A 22037-nucleotide genomic window follows, 5' to 3' on the forward strand; every position below is an offset into this window, starting at 1 on the left:
CTCAGCGCCCTTTCGCCGGATGGGCCCAGGGATAGGCCCGGCGGCTGACGAGCTTCAGCGCCACGTCCATCGCCACGGCCAGGATCGAGATCCAGAGGACGTAGGGCAGGATGATGTCCATCGACATGTACCGGCGGACCAGGAAGATCCGGTAGCCCAGGCCGACATCGGCGGCGATCGCCTCGGCCGAGATCAGGTAGACCCAGGCCGGGCACAGCGACAGGCGCAGGCTGTCGATCAGCCGAGGCATGGCCTGGGGCAGCGCCACGCGCAGGGCCAACTGCCAGGTGCTGGAGCCCAAGGTCTGGGCCTTGACCAGTTGCTCCTCGGGGATTGCGGCCACGTGGGCGGCCAGGTCGCGGACCATCACCGGCGTGACGCCGATGACGATCAGGGCGATCTTGGCGGTTTCGCCCAGGCCGAAGGCGATGAACAGGATCGGCAGCACGGCGATCGGCGGCACCACCGCGATAGCCGCCACCAGGGGCCCGAACTTGGCCCTGAGCAGCGGCAGCAGGCCCAACCCCAGCCCCAGGACCAGGGTCGTTCCAGTCGCGATCACCAGGGCGACGCCGATGCGCTTCAGGCTGGCGACGGTGTCGACCACCAGCGGCGCGTCGCCAGTCAGCGGGTCGACCCTGGCCATCAGCTGCACGGCTTCGACCATGGCGGTCGGGGTCGGCAGCAGCTTGTCGCGGGGGTTCTCGGCGTGGCGGGCCTGCGAGGCCATCAGATAGACCAGCGCCACCGCCAACAGGGGCAGCAGGCCCAGCAGCGCGCTAAGCCCGCCTCTTGGTCTGACGTTCAGCAGGCGGCGCATGGGGGAGATCGGGTCCTTGTCCCTGAAGTTCCGGGTCGAAAACCTCGTCCTTCGACAAGCTCAGGATGAGATTTACTGCGGGGCTGCAAATGGTCCTCATCCTGAGCTTGTCGAAGGACGAGGACCACGCGCGGCCTAGGGTCGATACGGCCTACAGCTTGCCGTCGGCGGCCTGCTGCACATAGGTCGGGTCGAAGCGTAGCTTCACATTGGCCGGGTCGCCCAGGGTCTTGCCGCCCGGGAAGCTGATGCCGATGTCGTCCACCGATTTCGCGCTCTGGCCGAACAGGCCCATGCTGAAGCTGAACTTGCGGACACGGTCGTTGGCCGTGACCAGGCCCGGGCTAACCGTCGCCGCCAGGGCCGCCTTGGGGTCGGCATAGAGGTAGGTCGTCTTCAGCTGGCTCTCGAAGCTGGCCAGATCCGAGCCCGACAGCTTGGCCATCGCCTCGCGCGCCGCCTTGCCCTCGGGCGTCTGGGCGACGGTCAGGGCCAGGGTCTCGTACCAGATGCCGGTCAGGGCCTTGCCCAGGTTGGGATTGGCCTTCAGGGCGTCGGTGCTGACCATCAGGCCGTCGAGGATCTCGCCGGGGATCTTGGAGCTGTCGAACACCTCGGTCGCGCCCGGCGCCTTCTTCACTTCGGACAGCTGCGGGTTCCAGGTCACCAGCGCCTTGGTGTCTGCCGCGTTGTAGGCGGCGACGATGTCGGCGTCGGAGGTGTTGACCGTCTTGACGTCGGCCATCTTCAGGCCGGCGGTCTCCAGGGCGCGGGCCAGCAGGTAGTGCGAGACCGACAGCTCGACCAGGTTGACCGGCCGGCCCTTGATGTCGGCCAGGGTCGCGCCGTTCTTCAGGATCACCCCGTCATTGCCGTTGGAGTAGTCGCCGATCATCAGGACCGTGGTGTCCTTGCCCGCGGCGGCGGGCACGGTCAGGGCGTCCATGTTGGTGGCGGTGACGCCGTCCAGCTTGCCGGCCGAGAACTGGTTCAGGGACTCGACGTAGTCGTTGATCTGCACCAGCTGGATGTCGACGCCGTACTTGTCGGCCCACTTCTTCACGATCCCCGACTGCTGGGCGTAGGCCCAGGGCATCCAGCCGGCATAGATGGTCCAGCCGATCTTGTAGCTGGTCTTGGCCGCGGCGGCCGGCGCGGCGGGCGCCTTCTCGGCGGGCTTGGGTCCGCACGAGGCCAGGGCCAGGCAGGATGCGACCATGGCCGCCATGAAACGCTTGCGGGTGAACAGGACACTCATCAGCGGCTCCCTCCGAATTCGCTGAGACGAGCGTTCTGCATATTACGAGTTGCCGCAATCGTAATACTGACAATGGGCGGCCAGCCCGCCCAGCCAAGGTCGAACTGCCGAAAAACCAGGCCCTTCGCCCCGCAGGCGCCGCATCGCGCGCCGTTCAGGCGTCCCTCGGACCCAACGCCACGCCAAGGTTTGTCCCCGTCTGTTGCGCCCCGCAGCGTGGCGTCTCGAAGCGAGGTCGAGATCATGCTTTGGAAGCTGGCCGTCGGCCTCTGGCGCCTGGTCCGCGAGGGTTTCATGGCCCGCGGCGGCCGGTACTGGCTGACCTGAGCAGGCCAGACTCGAGACCCGTCCGTCAGCGCCGGGTGTCGGTGGCGATCCAGTTGGTTTCCCAGGTGGCGCCGCCATCGGCCGAAAAGGCCTGTTCGAAGCGCGCGGAGTTCGGCGTCACGTCCAGGATCAGGAAGCGGACAAGCACCGTGCGGTCGTTGACGGTATCGACGCCATAGAAGGTTCCCCGCCCCTTCTCGTCGAACCCGCCGCTGACCGGTGGCGTCAGGAGCCCGCTACGGACGCTCGCGAAGTTGAGCGTCCACTGCCGCGCCTTGGGATTGTAGAGCCGCAGCGACACGCCCTCGATCTGGCCGGAGGCGCCCTTGACCGAAAGCTCGACGAGGTTGGCGCGCCCGCCCAGGACCGCCCGGACCTCGCTGACGCCGCTATAGTCGACCCACCGCGTCGATCCGGTCAGCGGTTCGGGAAGATACCGAAGTTGGGTTGTCCAGCTTCCGATCTCCCAATCGAAGTCATGGCTTCCGTCGCGCGACTGCGGGATCGCCGCGGGCGCCGCCTGTCCGAAGCTTGGCGCGGGATGGGCCAGGAGAAAGACCGCCAGGCAGGACGCGGTCGCCGCTTGCGCGAGCCAGGTCTTCATAGGGCGATCCCTTCGTCGAAATCGTTCATGCCGACGACGAGGTCCGTGTACCGCATCAGGCCGCCTCCCCAGGGTTGTCGAAAGCTAGCGTCTGACGCAGACGCTGTCCAACCTCGGTCGTCGCCATAGGCGGACGAGGGCGTGGAGGCGGTGTTCTTGCCTAGGGTCGAATGCTTTCGGAGGGATCCGACGCGTCCCGCGCCTGGCTCTGGAAGCACTCGGTCAGGACATCCCCCAGCATGCGCACCTTGCGGGTCTGGAAATCGCTCGGCGGTCGAACAAGGTAGATGCCGGCCGGCGGCGAGGGGAAGGCCTCCAGCACCGTGACGAGGGCGCCCGAGGCGATCGCGTCCGTGATCAGGAAATCCGGCAGGGCCGCGACGCCCAGGCCCTCGAGCGCGGCGGCGGCCAGGGCGACGCCGTTGTCGGCCTTGAAACGTCCCTGGGGACGAATGGAAAGGATCTGTCCGCCGCTCACGAACCGCCACGCCTCCGTGCCCTGCATCAGGCATTCGTGGTCGGCCAGGGCGTCAGGCGTTTCGGGCGCGCCATGGCGGGCGATGTAGTCCGGACTGGCGACACAGCGTCCCCGCAGCGGGGCGATGCGGCGGGCAAGCAGGTTGGAGTCGGTCAGGTAGCCGACCCGAATCGCCGCGTCGAACCCCTCGCCGACCAGATCCACGAAGCGGTCGCTGTAGGATGTGTGCACATGAAGCTTGGGATGCCGGCTTGCGAGCTGGGCCAGCACCGGCGCGAAGTGCGTGGGTCCCAGGGTGAGCGGCGCGGCGATCCGCAAACGCCCCGCCAACTGGCCTTCCGGCGCGACCGCGTCCCTGGCCGCCTCGATCTCGGCGACGACGCGGGCGGCGTGCTGGCGAAAGGTCGCGCCGGCCTCCGTCAGCGCCGCGCCGCGCGTCGTCCGCGTGAGAAGCTCCGCGTCGAGGGCGGCCTCCAGCCGCTTCAGGCGGCGGCTGACGATCGACTTCGGAAGGCCCAGCCGCCTGGCCCCAGCCGTCACGCCGCCCGCGTCGGCCACTTCGACGAAGGTGACGAGATCTTCCAGGTCGAACATGGCTGGCGTTCCACTTTTCGCGACAGTGATACCTCGTTCGCGAGACTATCGTGTCATCCTGCGCAACGACAAGTTCTCTCCATCGGTCGGGGCAATCAGGCTCCGCACACAAGGAGAACTCTGATGAGCAAGCCCCAAGGACTCTTCAAGCACGAAGACGTCGCCCTCGTTCTGATCGACTATCAGCCTGAAATGTTCGCCAACATCCGTTCCGAGACCTCTTCGGATCTGATCGATTTGAACGTTCGCCTCCTGATCAAGGCGGCCAAGGCGTTCGACATTCCGGTGATCCTGTCGACGGTCGGCGTGAAGTACGGGGTCAACCATCCGACGCGCCAATCGATCGTCGACGAGCTGCCGGGCGTCACCGCCATCGACCGCACGTCCATGAACGCCTGGGAAGACGACGCCTTCCGGGCGGCCGTGGAAGCAACCGGTCGCAAGAAGCTGATCTTCGGCGCGCTCTACACGGAAATCTGCCTGGCCTTCCCCGTGCTCGAGGCGATGGCGGACGGCTACGACGCCACCTTCGTCGTGGACGCCGTGGGCGGGATGTCCCAGCTGGCGCATCGCACCGCCGTCGAACGGCTGACGAACGCGGGCGCGGCCCCAAATACGGCGATCGCTATCGTCACCGAGCTGTTCCGGGACTGGGAGTCGCCGGTCGCCGACAAGGCCCGGACCATTCTCAAGGACTATGCAGGCAACCTCGTCGCCTGGGCCGGACGCTAAGACCCGTCGAACCTCATTGAATGGAGATGAGCATGTCATTCGCAACAGCTTCCCAAACCCTGACGGCGACTCCGGCTCGCCCGCGTCCGATCCAGCATCGGACGCGGGGACAGGGGCACGGACCGATCACCCGGCTGATGAGCCCCGGCGACCTTGGCCAGACGCTCAAGCCGTTCGTCTTCCTCGACCTGTTCGAAGCCGATCCCCGGATGATGGCCGAAGGCATGGGCATCCATCCCCATTCGGGCATCGCCACCATCACGGTCCTCACTCAGGGCGACCTTCGTTTCGACGACCCGGACGCCGGGCAAGGGACGATCGGCTACGGCGGCGTCGAATGGATGCGGGCCGGCGGCGGGGTCTGGCATGGCAAGGAACTGTCGGCCGGCGCCTCCGCGCGGATCCAGGGCTTTCAGCTGTGGATCGCGCTTCCGCCCGAGACGGAGAACGCGCCGCCCGAGAGCCAATACATCCAGGCCGAAGGCATGGCCGCCGCCGGACCGGCCCATGTGATCCTTGGCCAGTACGAGGGCGTCAGCAGCCCTGTCCGGGCGCCGGATGGCGTCAACTACCTGCTCGTCAGGCTGGCGCCGGGCGAGACCTGGTCGTACACGCCGCCGGCCGGGCACCAGGCCGCCTGGCTGGCCATGGCCAGCGGCGGGCTGCAGGCGTCCCAGGCGCTGTCCGCCGGCGACATGGCCGTGTTCGCCCCTTCGCAGGACGCGATCACCCTCTCGGCGCTGGGGAACGACGACGCGGTCTTCGTCCTGGGCTCGGCCGCGCCCCATCCGCATGAGCTGCACATGGGCTACTACTCGGTCCACACCTCGGCCGAAGCCCTGATGCGTGGTGAAAGCCGGATCGACGAGCTGGGCCGCGCCTTGGCCGAGGCGGGCGATCGCCGAACCCCGTCGGGCTCAACCCCAGTCTTCCGCTGAACCCGCCTGCCCCGGCCGCCGGCGGTCGGCCTCGTCCCTGACAATCGATCAGGTGTACGGGGCCCGTCCGGCGGCCTGGGAATGATCTATCCAAGGGGGGAGCGCTGCGGAATGCGGCGGTCGAAATCCATCAATCCGGAGGAAATCCGCCGATTTCGGATTTCTGGTCTGACTAAGTCTTTGAAAAGGAATGGTGGACGCGACAGGGATTGAACCTGTGACCCCTACGATGTCAACGTAGTGCTCTCCCGCTGAGCTACGCGTCCGCCAAAGCGGCCTGGAAGCGCTTCGAAAAGCGTCCCGGGCGGGAAGGTGTGGGGGTATAGCGGCGGCTTGGCCGTCGCGCAACCCGCCTTTCGGGGGCCTTCGAAAAAATTAGGCGGCCATCATCTTCTCGACCTCGGAGACGAGGTCGCGCAGGTGCACCGGCTTGGACAGCACCTTGGCGCCGGCCGGCGCGCGGTCCTGGGCCGACAGGGCCACGGCGGCGAAGCCGGTGATGAACATGATCCGCAGGGAGGGGTCGCGAGCGGCGGCCTGGCGGGCCACCTCGATGCCGTCCATGCCGGGCATGACGATGTCGGTCAGCAGCAGGTCCCAGGGTGTGTCCAGATGCTGGACGGCCTCTTCGCCGTCGGCGCAGGCCGTAACCTCGAAGCCGGCGCGCTCGAGCGCCCGAGCCAGGAACCCGCGGAGGGAGTCGTCGTCTTCGGCGAGGAGGATGCGGGCCATGCGGTCAGTTTCCAGGCGACAGGCGGAATTGGAAAGTGAGAATCTAGTGAAAGACGGTAAATCGCGGATGAACCGGACCCGCGCTGTCCACAGCTAAAGTCCCGCGCTCGCCCGATCCTCATTATAACCTGGACCGTCAGCGTTTGACCCGGAACCGCCAGGCCGCGACAATAAGCCCATGACCGCATGGGAGCCGATCGCTTCGGAAACGCCGGCGACGGCGGAGCACGGCTTCTCGCCGGCCTTCGAGGTGGCGCGCGCCCAGGCGGAAGGCGAACCGCCGCCGACGCCGCTGGTGTTCGCCTCGCCCCATTCCGGACGCCTCTATCCGCCCGACATGATGGCCGCCGCCCGGCTGACCGCCCAGGACCTGCGCGGCTCGGAGGACGCGTTCGTCGACGACCTGATCGGCGGCGCGCCCGCCCTGGGCGTCAGCGTGATCCGCGCCCGGTTGGCCCGGGCCTATATCGACCTCAACCGCGACGCCTGGGAGCTGGACCCGGCGATGTTCGAGGACGCCCTGCCCGACTTCGCCCAGGGCCGCACGGCGCGGGTGGCGGCGGGGCTGGGCGCCATCGCCCGGGTGGCCGGCGAGGGCCGGCCGATCTACGCCCGCAAGCTGACCTTCGCCGAGGCCAAGGTCCGAATCGACAGCGCGCACCGGCCCTATCACGACGCCCTGGACCGCCTGCTGGCCCAGGCCCGCAACGCCCATGGCCTGGCCATCCTGGTCGACTGGCACTCGATGCCGGCCGCCGCGGCCCGCGGCCATCGGGCCCGTGGCGGCGGTCCGTGCGACATCGTCCTGGGCGACCGCTTCGGCGCGGCCTGCGGCCCCAAGCTGACCGCGCTGATGGAAAAGACCCTGGAGGGGCTGGGCTATCGCGTGGCCCGCAACGCCCCCTACGCCGGCGGCTACACCACAGAGCACTATGGCCGCCCGGCGCGGCGGACCCATGCCATCCAGGTCGAGATCAACCGGGCGCTCTACATGAACGAGACGACCCGCGAGCCGACCGAGGGCCTGGCGCGGCTGAAGGCGGACGTCGAATCGACGACGGCGCGACTGGTCGAGACGGATTGGGCCGAACTGCTCTAGCCCCCACCCGCTCGCCGCGCCACGGATCAGCCTTCTTCGCCCGCGAAACAGGGGTCCTCGGAACAAGTCCGGGGATAATGGACGCTTGTGGAAGGGTCGCCGGAAATCATGCCCCGCGCGCGGGCCAAAAAAAAGCCCGGCTCGAAAGCCGGGCAGTTCATTAGGGAGGAAACGCCCAGGAAGGGCAGAGGCGGCAGCGCCGCCTCACAGGTCGTTTATAGGGTGCACTGCGAAATGCATCAAGCAAAATCGACAGACACCGCTGTCTTTTTTTTGCGCTCACCGACTGAAACCCTTTGTAACACAAGGGCCAGAGAACGCCGCTCTCCAAGCTTGGCCGATTTATCGATCAATGCTGCAGTGCACAATTAGTTGCCGAAGAAACGACATCCATCCGCAACTTTCGCAAACCCCATAAAATTAAGGGGTTTGGAGCTGACACCGGTTTCCGGGCCGATCTGTCGCTTAAGGGTGGGGTGGATAAACGTCGCGCAGTCGCGTAAAAGCCGCGCGCCTGACGCGCGCAGCGTCAAACCTCATCTGTTCCTCCCGAAAGTTCGCCTTCTCCATGTCCATGCGAAACATCGCCATCATCGCGCACGTCGATCATGGCAAGACCACCCTCGTCGATCAGCTGCTGGCCCAGTCGGGCGTGTTCCGCGCCAACGAGGCGACCACCGAGCGCGCCATGGACTCCAACGACCAGGAGCGCGAGCGCGGGATCACCATCCTGGCCAAGTGCACCAGCGTGCTGTGGCACGGTGAGGCGGGCGAAACCCGCATCAACATCATCGACACCCCCGGCCACGCCGATTTCGGCGGCGAGGTCGAACGCATCCTGGGCATGGTGGACGGCTGTGTCCTGCTGGTCGACGCCGAGGAAGGCGTCATGCCGCAAACCAAGTTCGTGCTGACCAAGGCGCTGAAGATGGGCCTCAAGCCGATCCTCTGCATCAACAAGGTCGACCGCGCCCACGCCGACCCGGACAAGGTCCACAACGCCGCCTTCGACCTGTTCGCCGCCATCGGCGCCACGGACGAGCAGCTGGACTTCCCGCACATCTACGCCTCGGGCCGCGCCGGTTGGGCGACGTTGGACATGAACGTGCCCAACGACAATCTGGCCCCACTGTTCGACCTGATCGTCCGCCACGTGCCGGAACCCAAGCAGATCGCCAAGAAGGACGAGCCGTTCCAGATCCTGAACGTGCTGATCGAAAGCGATCCGTTCCTGGGCCGCCTGCTGACCGGCCGCATCGAGAGCGGCAAGGCCGTTCCCGGCATGGCCATCCACGCCCTGGACCGCGACGGCAAGGAAATCGAGCGCGGCCGCATCACCAAGGTGCTGGCCTTCCGCGGCCTGAAGCGTTCGCCGGTCGACGAAGGCGCCGAGGCCGGTGACATCGTCGCCATCGCCGGCATGTCCAAGGCCACCGTGGCCGACACCCTGTGCGCCCTGGACGTGACCGAGGCCCTGCCGGCCCAGCCGATCGATCCGCCGACCATCTCGATGACCGTCTCGGTCAACGACAGCCCGCTGGCCGGCAAGGAAGGCGACAAGGTCCAGAGCCGCGTGATCCGCGACCGCCTGCTGAAGGAAGCCGAATCGAACGTGGCCATCAAGGTCACCGAGACCAGCGAGGGCGACGCCTATGAAGTGTCGGGCCGCGGCGAACTGCAGCTGGGCGTGCTGATCGAGAACATGCGCCGCGAAGGCTTCGAGGTGTCGATCAGCCGTCCGCGCGTGGTGTTCCAGACCGACCCGGAAACCGGCAAGCGCCTGGAGCCGATGGAAGACGTCATGATCGACGTCGACGACGAATATTCGGGCATCGTCATCGAGAAGCTGTCGCTCCGGAAGGCCGAGCTGAAGGACATGGGCCCGTCGGGCGCGGGCAAGACCCGTCTCCAGCTGGTCGCCCCCTCGCGCTCGCTGATCGGCTATCAGGGCGAGTTCCTGACCGACACCCGCGGTTCGGGCGTGCTGAACCGCGTGTTCAGCCACTACGAGCCCTACAAGGGCGCGATCGACCAGCAGCGCAAGGGCGTGCTGATCAGCAACTCCGACGGTGAAACCGCGGCCTACGCGCTGTGGAACCTGGAAGAGCGCGGCACCATGTTCGTCGGCGCCAACGAGAAGTGCTATCTGGGCATGATCATCGGCGAGAACGCCCGTCAGGACGACCTCGACGTCAATCCGATGAAGGCCAAGCAGCTGACCAACGTCCGCGCCTCGGGCAAGGACGAGTCGATCCGCCTGACCCCGCCGCGTCGCATGACCCTCGAACAGGCCATCGCCTATATCGAGGAAGACGAGCTGGTCGAGGTGACTCCGAAGAGCATCCGCCTGCGCAAGCAGATCCTGAACCCGTCGTTCCGCAAGCGTCGCGTCAAGGAAGAATAGTCGGCTCGGAGCCATCCGCGGTCGGACGATCAAGGGCCCGCCATCCTTCCCGGATGGCGGGCTTTTTCATGCCTTTCCCCGCACCTGGGATTAACCGGCGTTTCAGGAACCAGCGGTATCTTGCGCGCGGGGGATGCCGAGCGTCCTGGGACTGCAGGATCGCGCCGTGCGCCAGACTTCCGCCTTTTCGAGGATCTCGTCGCGAGCCGCCGCGCTGCTGTCGCGCCACCTGCCCGCCGCGCCCGAGGCCATCGCCGGCCGCGTCCGTTTCGAGCAACTGGCCAGCATCCAGCGCCTGACGCCGGTGATGATGGCCGCCAATATCGTCAACGCCCAGCTGGTGTTCCTGGCCGGCCTGGGCGGTCCGCACCGGTTCACCCTGCTGGTCTGGGCCGGCGTGGTGACCGCCTACGCCGTGCTGGGCCTGTACGGCTGGCTGTCGGCTCGCCGTCGCAAGAGCGCCAAGAACACCGTCTCGGCCCGCGGCGCGCGGCGCGTGGCGATGCAGACCGGCCTGCTGGGCGCCCTCTGGGGCGTGCTGCCCTACCTGGCCCTGCGCGACGCCAGCACCCAGATGAGCATGCTGATCGTCGCCCTGACGGCCGGCATGATCGGCACCGGCAGCTTCGCCCTGCTGACCCTGCCGATGGCCGCCCTGGCCTACACCACGCCGCTGGTCGTCGGCTCGCTGCTGGTGCTGCTGACCAGCCACGACCCCATCCTGCTGGCCTTGGCCGGGCTCCTGATCTTCTGCTACCTGGTCGTGGGCCTGTCGTGCCTGTCGCACGCCAAGGTGTTCGTCGACCGCCTGGTGGCCGGCGACGAGCTGGAGCGCCAGAAGCAGGTCGTCAGCCTGCTGCTCAGCGACTTCGAGGAAGGCTCCAGCGACTGGCTGTGGGAAGTCGACGCGAACGGCGCCCTGACCTATGTCTCCGAGCGCATGGCCGAGGCGGCGGGGGTTTCGCGCGAAGACCTGCTCGGCCGGGTGGTCGGCGGGCTGGACGCCAGGATGGCCGAGGCGCCCGAAGGCCTGGCCGCCACCCTCCCGGGCCTGCTGGCCGACCAGAAGGCCTTCCGCGACGTGGTGGTTTCGGTGACGGTCGCCGGCGAGGTCCACTGGTGGGCGCTGACCGCCAAGCCGATCCACGACCTGGACGGGGTCTTCGCCGGCTTCCGCGGCGTCGGCGCCGACATCACCCAGGCCCGCAGGGATCAGGAACGCATCACCCGCCTGGCCCACTACGACGTGCTGACCGGCCTGCCCAACCGCCTGTCGTTCCTGCAGGCCCTGGGCGGCGCCTGGGACGCCAAGGGCCGGACGGACGGCTGCGCGGTCCTGTGCCTGGACCTGGACCACTTCAAGGGCGTCAACGACAGCCTGGGCCATCCGATCGGCGACGCCCTGCTGGTCGAGGCGGCCCGCCGCCTGCGCGCCTGCGTCGGCGAGGCCGGAATCGTCACCCGCCTGGGCGGCGACGAGTTCGCCGTGGTCGTCCAAGGCGACCTGGAAGCGTCCGCCCTGGGCGCCCTGGCTCAGGCCATCGTCGACGCCCTGTCCCTGCCCTACGCCCTGAACGACCACCACGTGTCGATCGGGGCCAGCGTCGGCATCGCCGTCGCCCCCGCCGACGCCGCCGACGCCGACGCCGACACCCTGCTGAAGAACGCCGACCTGGCCCTCTACCGCGCCAAGGGCGACGGGCGCGGCGCCTACCGGTTCTTCGAGGCGACCATGGACGTCTGGGCCCAGGAGCGCCGGGCCCTGGAGATCGACCTGCGCTCGGCCCTGAAGAACGACGAGCTGAAGCTGTTCTTCCAGCCGCTGATCGGCGCCAAGGGCCACGAGATCACCGGCTTCGAGGCCCTGCTGCGCTGGCAACATCCGCGCCGCGGTGTGGTCGGGCCCGACGACTTCATCGAATGCGCCGAGCAATGGGGCCTGATCTGCAAGATCGGCGAGTGGGTGCTGCACGAGGCCTGCCGCCAGGCCGCCGCCTGGCCCGCGCCGCTGAAGGTGGCGGTGAACCTGTCGCCCAACCAGTTCGCCGCTGGCGACCTGGTCGACCAGGTCCGGGCGGCCCTGCGCGAGTCGGGCCTGGCGCCCTCTCGGCTGGAGCTGGAGATCACCGAGGGCCTGCTGCTGCGCGACACCGCCGGCACCCTGGACCAGCTACGGGCCCTGAAGGACCTGGGGGTGCGCATCGCCATGGACGACTTCGGCACCGGCTATTCCAGCCTGGCCTATCTGTGGCGGTTCCCGTTCGACAAGATCAAGATCGACCGCACCTTCGTGGCCGAGATGTCGGGCAACCCGGCCATCGCCGACATCCTGCGCACCATCACCCTGCTGGGCCGCACGCTGAACCTGGAAGTCACCGCCGAAGGCGTGGAGACCGCCGAGCAGGCCTCGATCCTCGAGGACATGCGCTGCGACCACTTCCAAGGCTATCTGTTCGGCCGGCCCATGCCGATCGCCGACATTCCCGGCTACCTGCTGGAGAACACCGCCCAACGGCTGCGACGCGGGCCGGCGGACGGGGCGGTGGAAGGCTCCGCGGCGACGGGCTGAGGCCAGGCATACACAAGCGATTGTCATCCCGGACAAGCGCGCAGCGCGCCGATCCGGGACCGAGGCGTGAACTCAGAGCTTCCGGCGGTCCCGGGTCTTCGCTTCGCTACGCCCGGGATGACAGACTAAAAGGGCTTCTTCAAACCCGGTTGCGGCCCTTGAACAGGCCGAGAAGGAACAGCAGCACGATCGCGCCGATCGTCGAGATGATCAGGCTGCCGATCCAGCCCATGAAGTGGATGCCTAGCATGCTGGCCAGGAACGCGCCGATCAGCGCGCCGACCAGGCCGACGATCAGGTTGGTGATCAGGCCGTGGTTGCGGCCCATGATCTGTTCGGCGATCCAGCCGGCGAAGATGCCGATGATGATCGCGCCGATGAAGCCCACACCGTTCATGTCGTTGTTTCCTGACAGCCAAGGTTGTTGTGGAAAATGCACCAGAACGCGGTTGGTTGCCAGCTAGCGCGCGGTGTCGACCCGGGCCACCACGCTCATGCCCGGGCGCAGGCGGGCGACGCCGTCCTGGTTTGGATCCAGCGCGATGCGGGTCGGCAGGCGCTGGACCACCTTGGTGAAGTTGCCCGTGGCGTTGTCGGGCTTGATCACCGCGAACTCCGAGCCGGTGGCCGGTCCCAGCCGCTCGACATGGCCGCGCAGCTTCAGCCCGCCCAGGGCGTCGACCTGGACCACCGCCGGCTGGCCAACGCGGATCCGGGCGGTCTGGGTCTCCTTGAAGTTGGCCGTCACCCAGGTCTGGCGCGGCACGATGCCCATCAGCTGGGTCCCGACGGCGACGTATTGGCCCAGCTTTACCCCAACCTCGCCCACCACCCCGTCCTCCGGCGCGCGGATGGTGGTGTTGGCCAGGTCGATGCGGGCCAGCTCGACAGCGGCTCGGGCGTTGGCCAGGGTCGCCTCCAGCCCCTCGCGGTTGACCTTGGTCGTGGCCAGGGCCTGACGGGCGATGTCGATATTGGCATGGGCCTGGGCGACGCCGGCCGTGGCCTGGCGCTGGGCCACCTGCAGCACGTCGCGCTGGCTCGGGGCCAGCCAGCCCTGGGCCAGCAGCGGCTCGGCCCGCCGCAGGTCGACCTGGGTCTTGGCCAGGGCCGCCTGGCTGCTGCTGGCCTGGGCCTGCGCCAAGCGGATCTGGGCGGCGTTGCTGGTCTGGGCCTGGAGGTTGGCGTCGAGCGCCGCCTGGGCCGATTGCACGCTGGCCTGCGCCTGGGCCAGCCTCTGGCGATAGATGCGGTCGTCGATCTGGACCAGCGCCTGGCCGGCTTTCACGGCCTGGAAGTCCTTGACCGCCACCGCCGTCACATAGCCGTCGACCTTGGGGGCCAGCAGGGTGACGTAGCCGCGGACATAGGCGTTCTCGGTGCTCTGCACCGTGCCGGTGAACGGCGGCAGCTTCCAGGCGTACAGCACCAGCAACACCCCGCCGATCCCGGCGACGATCACCGGAATGGCGGCGCGCGACCACAGGCGCTTTGGCGGCGCCGGAGGGGCTTGAGGCGGCGGCGGGGCTTGGGGATCGGACATCAGGCGGCCTCCACGGGCGTCAGGCGGACCGCGCGCCGCTGGCGCAGGTCGGTCCGGACGCGCAGGAACAACAGGTAGGCGAAGACCAGCAGCGCCATCACGGCCACAGTGGCGAACACGTCGTCATAGGCCAGCACCGTGGCCTCGCGCGTTGCCTGCTGGGCCAGCAGGGCCGCGCCCTCGCCGCCGCGCAAGGCCGGATCGGTGAGCACCCCGGCGTACGAACCCGACAGTTGCCTGACGCGCAGGGCCACCTGCGGATCGGTCAGGCTCAGCCGGCTGACGATGGCGTCGGAATGCACCCGCTCGCGGATGGTCATCAGCGTGCCGAGAAAGGCCGAGCCGCCCAGGGCCCCGATCACCTGGCCGGTCGAGAACAGCACGATGAAGCTGACGATATATTCCTGGCCCATCCGGATGGCGCGCGGGAATCCGGCCAGCAGGGCGGCGGGCAGGAACAGCGCCCCGGCGAAGGCGATCATCCCCTGGCTCAGATACATCTGCTCGGGCCGGGTCAGGCTGGTCGACCGGCTGTCCAGCCAGGCGGCGGCGGCGACCATCAGCAGGGCGATCAGGGCCGGGGTGCTGACGTGTTCGGGATTGATCGTGAAGGCGACGATGACCATGCCGGCCAAAGTGGCGAAGAACATCACCCACGACAGCCCCACAAGCTGGTCGTTGTTCATCCCCAGGGTCTGCAGCAGGCCGAACGCGCCCACGCCCTGCTCGGACAGCACGATGCGGAACAGCAGGATGATGACCAGCAGGCGCAGCAGGTCGGCGCTGGTCAGCCAGCGCAGGTGTATCAGCGGCTTTTTGCGATGCAGCTCGACCAGGGCCGCGGCGACCAGCAGCACGATGGCGGCGGCCAGGCACCACCCGATCCAGGCCGTGTCGAACCACCACGCATAGCGCCCCTGCCCCAGCACCACGCACAGCAGGGCGATGCCCGGCGCGAACAGGGCGAAGGTTAGAAAATCGCGCCACTCGAACATCTGCACGCGCGGGATCGGCGGCAGGCGCAGCAGGTTGACGGCCGACAGGCAGACGATGCTGAGCCCGATCTCGGCCAGGTACAGTCCGTGCCACTGGCCGGTGTCGAGCAGGTCCGAGGACACCAGCCGTGACAGAGGCAGGGCCAGCTGGGCCCAGCCTATGCCCAGGGCGAGGCCGACGATGCGTCGTTCGGGCGGCGCGGCCTCGACCATGTAGAGCAGGGTCAGGGTCGAGAGGGCCGAGGCCGCCATGCCGGCGGCGGCCCGCACGGCGACGGCCGAGCGCAGGTCGTTGCTCAGCAGGTGGGCCAGGCCGATCACGATGAACAACCCCAGCCCGATGTCGGCGAACAGCCGCAGCCCGTACTGGAAGCGGAACTTCACCGCCAGCAGGCCGATCGTGGCGTTGGCGGCGGTGTAGGCGATCGACAGCCAGGCCGACTCGTTGGTGTAGGCGCCAAGCGAGCCCTGGATCCAGGGCAGGTTGTTGTTGATCAGGTTGGCGCCCAGCCCCTGGGTCAGGCCCAGCAGCATCGACACCGCGCCGTAGGCCAGCCCGTGCGACCACGTCCAGGGCGGCGAAGGCGGCGGAGCGGGGACGGCGCTGTCGGTCACTTCAGAGGAAGCTCCGCCTTCAGAAATCGTTCCGCGTCGACGATCGGCATGACCCGAAGCTATCACCACGCGACCTATGCTAGGCAAGGCCTGGAGGAGTCCCCGCGCCATGGTTCACCCGGTCTATGCCGACCTGCCCACCACGATCTTCGAGGAGATGAGCGGCCTGGCGCGCCAGGCCGGGGCGATCAACCTGGGCCAGGGCTTTCCCGACGACGCCGGACCGATGGCCCTGCGTCGCAAGGCCGGCGAGGCGCTGATCACCGGCACGAACCAGTATCCGCCGATGCGCGGCCTGCCCGCCCTGCGCCAGGCCGCGGCGGCGCACTATGCGCGCACCCAGGGCCTGGACCTGGACTGGGAAAGCGAGATTGTCGTCACCTCCGGCGCCACCGAGGCCCTGGCGGCGGCCTTCCTCAGCCTGATCTCGCCGGGCGACGAGGTGGTGCTGTTCCAGCCGCTGTACGACGCCTACCTGCCGATGGTGAAGCGAGCCGGCGGCGTGCCGAAGCTGGTGCGCCTGGCGCCGCCGCACTGGCGGTTCGACCGCGCCATGCTGGAGGCGGCGTTCAGCGACCGGACGCGGATGGTGGTGCTGAACACCCCGCTCAATCCGGCCGGCGTCGTCACGCCCGACGAGGACCTGGCCCTGCTCGCGCAGTTCTGCGTCAAGCACGACGCGATCGCCGTCTGCGACGAGGTCTGGGAGGCCGTGGTGTTCGACGGCCGGAAGCATCGGCCGCTGATCGGCTATCCCGGCATGCGCGAGCGCACGGTCAAGATCGGCTCGGCGGGGAAGATGTTCGGCATGACGGGGTGGAAGGTCGGCTTCCTTTGCGCCGCCCCCGCCCTGACCAAGGCCCTGGCCGGCGCCCACCAGTTCCTGACCTTCACCACCCCGCCCAACCTGCAGGAGGCGGTGGCCTACGGACTGGAGCAGCCCGGCGACTGGTTCGAGGCCATGCCCGCGGGCCTGCAGCGCTCCCGCGACCGGCTGGCGGCGGGTCTGCGCCAGGCCGGCTTCGTGGTGCTCGACAGCGGCGGCACCTATTTCCTCAATGTCGACCTGGCGGCCTCGGGCGTCGACGAGGACGACCGGACCTTCGCCCTGCGCGCCGTGCGCGACCACGGCGTGGCCAGCATCCCGGTCTCGGCGTTCTACGCCGAAGACCCGGTGCGCCACATCCTGCGCCTGTGCTTCGCCAAGGCGGACGAGACGCTGGACGAGGCGGTGGCGCGGCTGGCCCGGGCGCGGGGGTAGGCGCGGGGAATCGGTCGTCCATAGACCTCCTCCCCCTGTGGGGGAGGTGATCGCGTAGCGATCGGTGGGGGGAGGTGTTGGATCGCCGATCCAGGATCTGGCGACCTGCCGATCACTCCCCCCTCCGTCGCCCTCCGGGCGACACCTCCCCCACAGGGGGAGGATCTTTCAGGCCGCCAGCGCCTCCGCCGTCGGGCCAAACACTTCGTAGTGGATCCGGTCGGCCGGCACGCCCGCGGCGGCCAGGCCCTGGACGAAGACCTTCAGGAACGGCGTCGGGCCGCACAGGTAGAAGTCGGCCTGGGCGAACGGCGTGTTGGCTTTCAGCCAGTCGATCGAGACGAACCCGTCGATATCGTGGGTCCGGCCGGCTTGGTCGCCCGCCAGCGGCGCGCTGTAGAAGGTGGTGACGCTCACCCCGCCATGGTCCTTGGCCAGGGTCCGGACATGGCCGTCCAGCGCGTGGACATCGCTGTTGAGCGCGCCGTGCACGAAGTGGGCCTCCAGTTCCGGGTGGGCCTGGGCGATGTGCTCGAGCATGCTGACCATCGGCGTCAGGCCGACGCCGCCGCTGAGCAGCACGACGGGCCGGGCGGGCTGGTCGGCCAGGAAGAAGTCGCCGGCCGGCGGGGTGGCTTGCAGCATGTCGCCGACCTGGATCTGGTCGTGCAGGAACCGCGAGGCCGCGCCCAGGTCCTCGCGCTTGACCGAGATGCGGTAGCTCTGGCCGTTCGGACCGGCCGAGATGGTGTAGTTGCGCTTTTCACCAGGCTGGCCGGGCAGGTCGAGGCGGAAGGTCAGGTACTGGCCTGGCTTGTGCGGGATCACCGGCCCGCCGTCCCGGGGACGCAGCACGAACGAGGTGATCACCGCGCTCTCGCGGATCTTCTCGGCGACCACGAAGTCGCGCCAGCCGGTCCAGCCGCCGTCGACGGCTTCGATCTCGGCGCGGACCGCCGCCTCGCGGCCGATCAGGATGTCGGCGAGGAACCAGTAGGCCTCGCCCCAGGCGGCCAGGATCTCGTCGGTCGCCGCCTCGCCCAGCACCTCCTTGATCGCGCCCAGCAGGGCGTTGGCCACGAACGGATAATGCTCGGCCAGGATGTGGTAGCCGACATGCTTCTGGGCGATGCGCTCGACCACCGGCAGCACGGCGCCCAGGTTGTCGATGTTCTGGGCGTAGGCCAGCACCGCGCCGGCCAGGGCCTTGGGCTGGGCGCCGGTGCTCTGGTTGGCGTGGTTGAACAAGGCCTTGATGTGGGCGTCCTGGAACAGCCGGGCGTACATCGCCAGGGTGATCTTCTCGCCGTGTTCGGCCAGGGCCGGAACCGTGGCCTTGACGCGCGCGATCGTTTCCGCGCTGAGCACAGTCGCCATTGTCTCTCTCCTTGTTTGGGTTTGTCGGTCTGGTTCGGAGGGCGCTAGGACGTCGTCGGTCGAGGGGTCGCCACTTCGGGCAGGTGGAAGTGGAGGGCCGCGTCCAGGCTCTGGGCAATCCGCGCGGCCTTGGCTTGCATGACCGCGGCGACCGGCGGCGACATCATCTCGGCGGTCGTCTCGGTCCAGAGCGCCAGCCAGCGGCCGAACATCTCGGACGGGATGCGGGCGGCGTGCCTGAGATGGACGGCCATCGGATCGCCCTTGTAGCGGCCGCTGGTCAGCATCACCGACGACCAGAAGTCGGCCAACGTGCCCAGATGGTGGTCCCAGTCCCCGACCGCCTCGTTAAACACCGGGCCGAGCTCGGCGTCGGCCCGCACCCGGGCGTAGAAGCGTTCCAGCAGGGCCGGCAAGGCGGCTTCGATCTCGGCGGTTTGGCTCGGGTCCATGGCGAAGGCCTAATTGATGCGTTGAAAATGCATCTATAAGCCGCCACCAAAACATGCAATCAGAATGCTGGTTTTACGTAGTCACCCTTAAGACCGGCCCGGAAGATCGATGCGCCTGACGCGCTACACCGACTATGCGATGCGCGTGCTGCTGCACCTAGCGGCGCGCGGCGACGACGGCCTGGCCTCGATCGGCGAGATCGCGATCCTGTACGGGATCTCGCAGAACCACCTGATGAAGGTGGTGCAGGACCTGGGCAAGGCCGGCTTCGTGCGCACCGTGCGCGGCCGGGGCGGCGGCGTCGCCCTGGCCCGCCCCGCCGACCAGATCGTCGTCGGCCAGGTGGTGCGCCAGACCGAGGAGGGTTTCCAGTTGGTCGATTGCGCCGGCTGCGTGATCGCCCCGGCCTGCACCCTGCCCCGCGCACTGAACGAGGCGACGGCGGCGTTCATCGCGGTGCTCGACAAATACACGCTGGAGGACCTGCTGGACCGGCGCCACCAGATGCGGGCGCTGTTCGGGATCACGGAAAAGGCGGAGCTGCCGGCTTAGAGCGCCTGGACGCTCTCGCCCGCCGCCGGCGCCGGGCCCCGTTTGTCCAACACCTGGACCAGCACCGACAGCAGGTCGCGCAGGTCGATCGGCTTGGCGATGTGGGCGTCCATGCCCGCTTCAAGGCAGGTGTCGATCTGGGTGCGCATGACGTCGGCGGTCAGGGCGATCACCGGCAGGTTGGCCCAGCGCGGATCGCGGCGCAGGCGGCGCGTGGCCTCCAGCCCGTCCATCACCGGCATGTTGACGTCCATCAGCACCAGGTCGAAGGGCTCGGCCTCCAGCGCGTCCAGGGCCTCGCGGCCGTTCTCGACCTCGACCAGGTCGCAGTCGAACGGGGCCAGGAACAGCTTGATGACCCTGCGATTGACCGGGTGGTCGTCGACGACCAGCACGCGGCGGCCCTGCAGGGGCGAGAGCGTCGGCTCGTCCTCGTTGGCGGAGCCGAAGGCCGGGGTCGCGCCGTCGGTCGCCGAGGCGGCTGCGACATCGACCTGGAAGCCGAGGGTGAAGGTCGAGCCCCGGCCCTCACGGCTGTCGACCAGGATCTCGCCGTCCATCAGCTCGGCCAGGCGACGGGTGATGTTCAGGCCCAGGCCGGTGCCGCCGAAGGTGCGGGTGGTCGAGGCGTCGGCCTGGGTGAAGGCGCCGAACAGCTTGGACAGGGTGGCCTGGCTCATGCCGATGCCGGTGTCCCGCACCGTCAGGCTCACCGCCGTGCGTCCGGTCTGCGGGTCGGGCCGCCAGGCCAGGGTCACGTCGACCCGGCCGACCACTGTGAACTTCAGGGCGTTGGACAGCAGGTTGGCCAGGCACTGGCGCACGCGCACGGCGTCGAACAGCAGCATCGGCGGCGGCTCGCCGGCCACGGTGAAGGTCAGCTCGACCCCCTTCTCCCGGGCCGTGGGCTGATAGCCGCCCACCAGGCGAGCGCAGACACCGACCAGGTCGCCGGCGGTCGGGGCGATCTCCAGCTTGCCGGCCTCGATCTTCGACAGGTCCAGGATGTCGTTGAGCAGCACCAGCAGGGTGTCGCCGCTGTCGATCATCAGCTCGACCTGCTCGCGCTGGCGGGTATCGAGGCGCTCCGTGCGCAGGGCCTGGGCCATGCCCAGCATGCCGTTCAGCGGCGTGCGCAGCTCGTGACTCATCACGGCCAGGAAGGCGGACTTGGCCTCGTTGGCCGCCTCGGCGCGGCCGCGGGCCTCCTTCAGCCGCTCCGAGGCCCGGCGCAGATAGACCCCCCAGGCCACCCCGCCCAGCACCAGCACGCCCAGCAGCATGGCGATGACGATCGAGGCGTGGGCCAGGCGACGGTTCAGCTCGACCTCGGCGGTCAGACGCTTGCTTTCGTCGCGCTTGGACTTCAGCTCGGTCTCCAGCGCCGAGGCCATCTGGGCGCCGTTGCGCGACAGGGCCGCCTGGGTCTTCTCGTGGTCCTGCCGGCGCCACTGGTCGAGCATGCGGAAGGCGTCCTCGCCGCGATGCTCGGCCAGGGCGATATAGGCGCTGAGCAGCAGTTCGGCCTGGGGGTCGCGCTCCAGCCTGTCGACCGGCACGGCGCGCAGCGCTTCCAGGTCGGCCCGGGCGGCGGCGGCGTCGCCCAGCTCGGCGCGGGCCTGGGCGCGCAGGCGCAGGCTGAGGCCGGTCAGGCGGTTGGTCGGATGGGCGATCTCGAAGTCGCCGTCCGCCAGGCAGCGCAACACCCGGTCGGGGGCGTGCCGGTCGCTGGCGATGCGGGCGCACAGATAGCGGTCCCAGGTCTTCAGGTCAGGGTCGCCGGCCGCCTGGGTCATGTTGTGGTGCACGCTGGCGAAGTGCTCGGCGGCGTCCAGTTCGCCCACCTCGGCGGCGGTGTAGGCGATGTCGTAGATGCGCTCGACCTTGCGCATGTAGAAGGCGTTGCCCTCGTCCAGGCGGGCGGCCTGGCTCATGTGATCCAGCGCGCCTTCCTTATCGCCGATGTAGGACAGGGTGTAGGAGTGGACCTGATGGAGCTCGGCCAGCAATGGCCGGGCGATGGCGCCGCGGCGCTCCAGCTGGCCCGTGGCCTCGGCGGCCAGGCGCGAGGCGTCCGCCCACTGGCCCGAGCGGCCCAGGCTGCGGATGCGCTCGACCGCCGCCATCATCCGGATATCGGGGCCCGACCGGTCGAGGAACCGGCTCCAGTCGGCGTCGGTGAAGGTGCGAAAGCCGCCGGACTCGTGGCGGTAGGCCATCTGCAGCAGGTCCACCAGGGTCGCCAGCTCAGCGTCGTGATCTTCCTCGGCCAGGCGGCGCACGCGGCGGGACCAGTCGTCGAACTGCGGCTGGACCTGGTTGCTCTTGTAGGCATAGAGCACCGACCACAGGCCGTAGAGGCGCTTGTCGCCGTGCTGCTTCAGCGCCCGCCGCCCGACCCGCTCGATGTCGTCGTTCTCGCGCGCCGGCGGCTGGATCTCGTCGCGCCGGATCTCGCGATAGAGGGCATCCAGCTTGGCCGACTGCGGCGAGCGCGCGAAGGCTGCGCCGCCGGGACCGGCCAACAGGGTCGCGATCGCCGCGAGGAACAGGACGTAGCGCCGCAAGCCGTGGTTTCCCGGTGAACATCGGTACGGTACGGGAAAGGGCCTGTATTCAAAGTTAAGATCGGCGTGACGCGACGTTCCGTCGCGAAAGAGCAGCGTTGGGGAAAATCATCCTACTT

At 68.5% G+C, this 22037-nt stretch carries 18 protein-coding genes and 1 tRNA gene; 7 read left to right on the plus strand and 12 right to left on the minus strand.

Going from position 1 to position 22037, the window contains the following annotated elements:
• Position 1: 1 nt before the first annotated feature.
• The 4 genes from J2X41_RS11935 to J2X41_RS11955 all read right to left on the minus strand — a co-directional run bounded on the left by J2X41_RS11935 (position 2) and on the right by J2X41_RS11955 (position 4081).
• Positions 2-820, minus strand: a complete 819-nt coding sequence (locus tag J2X41_RS11935) for an ABC transporter permease subunit (protein ID WP_310082079.1) — start codon at positions 818-820, stop codon at positions 2-4.
• 151 nt (positions 821-971) lie between these two features.
• The gene (locus J2X41_RS11945) at positions 972-2078 is read right to left on the minus strand and encodes a putative urea ABC transporter substrate-binding protein (RefSeq protein WP_310082081.1); all 1107 of its coding nucleotides are present in this window, start codon (positions 2076-2078) and stop codon (positions 972-974) included.
• Positions 2079-2430: 352 nt separating this feature from the next.
• A complete protein-coding gene (locus J2X41_RS11950) occupies positions 2431-3009 on the minus strand; it encodes a hypothetical protein (protein WP_310082082.1) in 579 nt (192 codons plus the stop codon).
• Between the two features lie 160 nt (positions 3010-3169).
• Positions 3170-4081, minus strand: a complete 912-nt coding sequence (locus J2X41_RS11955; protein ID WP_310082083.1) for a LysR family transcriptional regulator — start codon at positions 4079-4081, stop codon at positions 3170-3172.
• 123 nt (positions 4082-4204) lie between these two features.
• On the opposite strand from J2X41_RS11955, the gene J2X41_RS11960 reads away from it, so the two are divergent.
• Both J2X41_RS11960 and J2X41_RS11965 read left to right on the plus strand, forming a co-directional pair.
• Positions 4205-4813 carry an isochorismatase family protein gene (locus J2X41_RS11960; protein WP_310082084.1) on the plus strand — a complete coding sequence of 203 codons (609 nt, stop codon included), beginning with the start codon at positions 4205-4207 and terminating at the stop codon, positions 4811-4813.
• A gap of 32 nt (positions 4814-4845) precedes the next feature.
• Entirely contained in the window at positions 4846-5751 is a 906-nt protein-coding gene (locus J2X41_RS11965) for a pirin family protein (protein WP_310082086.1), read from the plus strand.
• A 191-nt stretch (positions 5752-5942) separates the two neighbouring features.
• Here the strand turns inward: J2X41_RS11965 and J2X41_RS11970 are convergent.
• Positions 5943-6017, minus strand: a tRNA-Val gene (locus J2X41_RS11970).
• Positions 6018-6126: 109 nt separating this feature from the next.
• Positions 6127-6483 (minus strand): cell cycle two-component system response regulator CpdR, encoded by a 357-nt coding sequence (gene cpdR, locus J2X41_RS11975; protein ID WP_012284930.1) that lies wholly within the window; start codon positions 6481-6483, stop codon positions 6127-6129.
• Between the two features lie 178 nt (positions 6484-6661).
• Between cpdR and J2X41_RS11980 the strand changes: the two genes are divergently transcribed.
• From J2X41_RS11980 to J2X41_RS11990, 3 genes are all read left to right on the plus strand, one after another.
• Complete coding sequence (locus J2X41_RS11980) at positions 6662-7582, plus strand: N-formylglutamate amidohydrolase (protein ID WP_310082087.1); 921 nt, start codon at positions 6662-6664, stop codon at positions 7580-7582.
• Between the two features lie 568 nt (positions 7583-8150).
• Positions 8151-9986 (plus strand): translational GTPase TypA, encoded by a 1836-nt coding sequence (gene typA, locus J2X41_RS11985; protein ID WP_028040642.1) that lies wholly within the window; start codon positions 8151-8153, stop codon positions 9984-9986.
• A gap of 166 nt (positions 9987-10152) precedes the next feature.
• Positions 10153-12555: an EAL domain-containing protein gene (locus tag J2X41_RS11990; protein WP_310082089.1), complete on the plus strand. Its 2403-nt coding sequence runs from the start codon at positions 10153-10155 to the stop codon at positions 12553-12555.
• A 139-nt stretch (positions 12556-12694) separates the two neighbouring features.
• Here the strand turns inward: J2X41_RS11990 and J2X41_RS11995 are convergent, their stop codons facing one another.
• The 3 genes from J2X41_RS11995 to J2X41_RS12005 form a co-directional block, all read right to left on the minus strand.
• Complete coding sequence (locus tag J2X41_RS11995) at positions 12695-12952, minus strand: GlsB/YeaQ/YmgE family stress response membrane protein (protein WP_310082090.1); 258 nt, start codon at positions 12950-12952, stop codon at positions 12695-12697.
• A 63-nt stretch (positions 12953-13015) separates the two neighbouring features.
• Entirely contained in the window at positions 13016-14098 is a 1083-nt protein-coding gene (locus J2X41_RS12000; protein ID WP_310082091.1) for an HlyD family secretion protein, read from the minus strand.
• Positions 14098-15708, minus strand: a complete 1611-nt coding sequence (locus tag J2X41_RS12005) for a transporter (RefSeq protein WP_310082093.1) — start codon at positions 15706-15708, stop codon at positions 14098-14100. The genes J2X41_RS12000 and J2X41_RS12005 overlap by 1 nt, the downstream gene beginning before the upstream one ends.
• Before the next feature lie 109 nt (positions 15709-15817).
• Between J2X41_RS12005 and J2X41_RS12010 the strand changes: the two genes are divergently transcribed.
• Complete coding sequence (locus J2X41_RS12010) at positions 15818-16969, plus strand: aminotransferase (protein WP_310082095.1); 1152 nt, start codon at positions 15818-15820, stop codon at positions 16967-16969.
• Positions 16970-17137: 168 nt separating this feature from the next.
• On the opposite strand, the gene hmpA is transcribed toward J2X41_RS12010, so the two are convergent.
• Both hmpA and J2X41_RS12020 read right to left on the minus strand, forming a co-directional pair.
• Positions 17138-18346 (minus strand): NO-inducible flavohemoprotein, encoded by a 1209-nt coding sequence (gene hmpA, locus J2X41_RS12015; RefSeq protein ID WP_310082096.1) that lies wholly within the window; start codon positions 18344-18346, stop codon positions 17138-17140.
• A 44-nt stretch (positions 18347-18390) separates the two neighbouring features.
• On the minus strand, positions 18391-18798 hold the full coding sequence (locus J2X41_RS12020; protein WP_310082097.1) for a group III truncated hemoglobin: 408 nt from the start codon (positions 18796-18798) through the stop codon (positions 18391-18393).
• Between the two features lie 109 nt (positions 18799-18907).
• Here J2X41_RS12020 and J2X41_RS12025 point away from each other — a divergent pair, with 109 nt between their 5' ends.
• Positions 18908-19351 carry an Rrf2 family transcriptional regulator gene (locus tag J2X41_RS12025; protein WP_310082098.1) on the plus strand — a complete coding sequence of 148 codons (444 nt, stop codon included), beginning with the start codon at positions 18908-18910 and terminating at the stop codon, positions 19349-19351.
• Here J2X41_RS12025 and J2X41_RS12030 read toward each other — a convergent pair.
• Positions 19348-21918, minus strand: coding sequence for a response regulator (locus J2X41_RS12030; protein ID WP_310082099.1), 2571 nt, complete (start codon positions 21916-21918; stop codon positions 19348-19350). The two genes, J2X41_RS12025 and J2X41_RS12030, sit on opposite strands and share 4 nt — an antisense overlap.
• Positions 21919-22037 lie beyond the last annotated feature (119 nt).

This window comes from Caulobacter sp. BE254, assembly GCF_031457295.1.
Taxonomy (GTDB): domain Bacteria; phylum Pseudomonadota; class Alphaproteobacteria; order Caulobacterales; family Caulobacteraceae; genus Caulobacter.

Coding starts and splice junctions, on each gene's coding strand:
- J2X41_RS12010 (WP_310082095.1), top strand. CDS start 15,818: ATGGTTCACCCGGTCTATGCCGACCTGCCCACCACGATCTTCGAGGAG.
- J2X41_RS12000 (WP_310082091.1), bottom strand. CDS start 14,098: ATGTCCGATCCCCAAGCCCCGCCGCCGCCTCAAGCCCCTCCGGCGCCG.
- J2X41_RS11980 (WP_310082087.1), top strand. CDS start 6,662: ATGACCGCATGGGAGCCGATCGCTTCGGAAACGCCGGCGACGGCGGAG.
- J2X41_RS11960 (WP_310082084.1), top strand. CDS start 4,205: ATGAGCAAGCCCCAAGGACTCTTCAAGCACGAAGACGTCGCCCTCGTT.
- J2X41_RS11950 (WP_310082082.1), bottom strand. CDS start 3,009: ATGAAGACCTGGCTCGCGCAAGCGGCGACCGCGTCCTGCCTGGCGGTC.
- J2X41_RS11935 (WP_310082079.1), bottom strand. CDS start 820: ATGCGCCGCCTGCTGAACGTCAGACCAAGAGGCGGGCTTAGCGCGCTG.
- typA (WP_028040642.1), top strand. CDS start 8,151: ATGTCCATGCGAAACATCGCCATCATCGCGCACGTCGATCATGGCAAG.
- J2X41_RS12025 (WP_310082098.1), top strand. CDS start 18,908: ATGCGCCTGACGCGCTACACCGACTATGCGATGCGCGTGCTGCTGCAC.
- J2X41_RS11945 (WP_310082081.1), bottom strand. CDS start 2,078: ATGAGTGTCCTGTTCACCCGCAAGCGTTTCATGGCGGCCATGGTCGCA.
- J2X41_RS11955 (WP_310082083.1), bottom strand. CDS start 4,081: ATGTTCGACCTGGAAGATCTCGTCACCTTCGTCGAAGTGGCCGACGCG.
- J2X41_RS12020 (WP_310082097.1), bottom strand. CDS start 18,798: ATGGACCCGAGCCAAACCGCCGAGATCGAAGCCGCCTTGCCGGCCCTG.
- hmpA (WP_310082096.1), bottom strand. CDS start 18,346: ATGGCGACTGTGCTCAGCGCGGAAACGATCGCGCGCGTCAAGGCCACG.
- cpdR (WP_012284930.1), bottom strand. CDS start 6,483: ATGGCCCGCATCCTCCTCGCCGAAGACGACGACTCCCTCCGCGGGTTC.
- J2X41_RS11965 (WP_310082086.1), top strand. CDS start 4,846: ATGTCATTCGCAACAGCTTCCCAAACCCTGACGGCGACTCCGGCTCGC.
- J2X41_RS11995 (WP_310082090.1), bottom strand. CDS start 12,952: ATGAACGGTGTGGGCTTCATCGGCGCGATCATCATCGGCATCTTCGCC.